The sequence below is a fragment of the Chitinimonas sp. BJB300 genome (genome assembly GCF_002735695.1).
Lineage (GTDB): Bacteria > Pseudomonadota > Gammaproteobacteria > Burkholderiales > Chitinimonadaceae > Chitinimonas.
Genome location: NZ_PDZH01000285.1, coordinates 1 through 1,720, shown reverse-complemented (window position 1 = coordinate 1,720; position 1,720 = coordinate 1). Strand labels below are relative to the sequence as shown.

The 1,720-nt window shown below is 63.8% G+C and carries 1 protein-coding gene; it reads right to left on the bottom strand.

All coding sequences use genetic code 11. The features are described 5' to 3' along the window. Positions 1-1,526 (bottom strand): Ig-like domain-containing protein (locus tag CSQ89_RS21355; RefSeq protein WP_186293438.1); only part of this gene is annotated, 1,526 nt, incomplete at its 3' end. Positions 1,527-1,720: the final 194 nt, after the last annotated feature.

Here is a 1,720-nt window from a genome sequence, read left to right as displayed (position 1 = left end):
GACAGCCCGCTCGGGGTGGTGTACACATTGTTGCCGACCGAGTAGGTCGTGGAGATCGTGCGGGCGAACTCGGCCACCAGGGCGGTGTGCTTGCCCATCTGGTAGCTGAGGTTGGCGCTACCCAGGCGGTAGGGGGATAGGGGGTTCTTGTCGTCCACGAAGGAGCCACCCACCGAAAATGCTTCCCACGGTTTCACCAGCCACGAACCGCCAGCGACCCAGAAGTCTTCGCCACCCTGGTCCACTTCATAGGTGATGCGAATCGATTGCGGGTCGCCATCGGGTGTCAACGCGGCGATCGGTTGCTTGAGCAGGATGCGGCCGTCAAACGGTTCGAACGCATAGTCGGTAAAACGCGTCAGCAAGAGGGTGCGCTTGATGATGCCGGTCTGGTTCTTGTCCCGTACCACCAGTTCCACCCGCTCGGTGTTCTCCACCGCGCCATTGTTGCGCACGGCGTAGGGGCCCGAGGTGCCGTTGGCGGAATACTCTTCCACCACCTGTTTGAGCCGGTCGCGCATGGCGAAGACGTTGCCGCGCAGCCAGCCTTGGTCCAGGTGCCCGCGCACGCCGGTGGCGGTGCGGTTGTACAGCCCGAGCTTGCGCTGTTGCAGGCCGCTGTCACCAATGGCTTCGTTGCCGTCTTCGGTGGCGAAGTCACCATACAGGGCATAGCTTCTGTTGTTGTCGACGCGGACATACAGCCGGTCGGACGAGCGGGCATCGAATCCCTGGGTCGAGCTGTCGCCGTAGACCGGGTAGAACGACTCCGGTTGGATGTCCCGCATCATGCGTGAGCGGGTTTCCTTGTCCGAGTCGAACGCGGCGGTCAGCAGGGTCTGCCCTGAGATCACCCCTTTGAGGAAGAAGGCTGAGCGGGCATTGGCGTTGGCCTTGCCGTTGCTGTACTGCCGGCCCCAGGTGGTGAGCTCGCGCTCGAAGGTGTCGTTGAAGCGCGACGGTTGGATGGCGTTGGACGAGAAACTGCGCCGGCTGATCACGCCTTCGATCAAGCCCACGGCAATCATCTCGCGCAGTTCTGGTACAAAGCGGATCACCCCTTGGGCGCTGGCGTAGCCGGCAGTCACCCGCAGCTTCACGTCCTGGGCCGTCGAGGGGGCGAGCAACTGGAAGGTGGCGGTGCCGTCCTTGACTTCGACCTGGACGCCGGGCGTGACCCGATCCAGGTCGCCGCCTTGCGGACCCAATTCGTCAGTCTTCGCACCCGGCAGCAGGATCCGCCCACCGTCGGTCTCGACCGTCAGGTACTGCTTCCCGGTCATCGGCGCACCACGCAGGTCCTTCAGCTTCACGGTGACCGTGACCGCTGATTGCCCATCCGCCGGTACGCCGTCCTTGTCGGTTTCGACCACCAGTTCACCGACTCCCTTGTTCGAGCGGTAGTCGACCGGTGCCGTGCTATTGAGCCAGTGCGCGCCGTCCGGTTGGCCCCGGGTCTCCAGTTCATGCACCACGCCATCGGCTTGGGCCGACCCCGTGAGGCACAGCCAGGCCAGTTGCGGCAAACCCAGTCCCATCGCTACGGCGCTGCGCCGCATCACCCCCGGTGTACGCCGGGCTTCGCTTCTTTGGCGAGCAGTCTGTCTGTTAGCGCGCATCGCTTTCCCCCTTCTGCCGCAACTCAGTGCTTCTTGGCTTCACGATCGTCTGATTGGCGCTGTCGGTTCCCTCTCGCGGATAGTCCGGCGCTTTGCCTTTG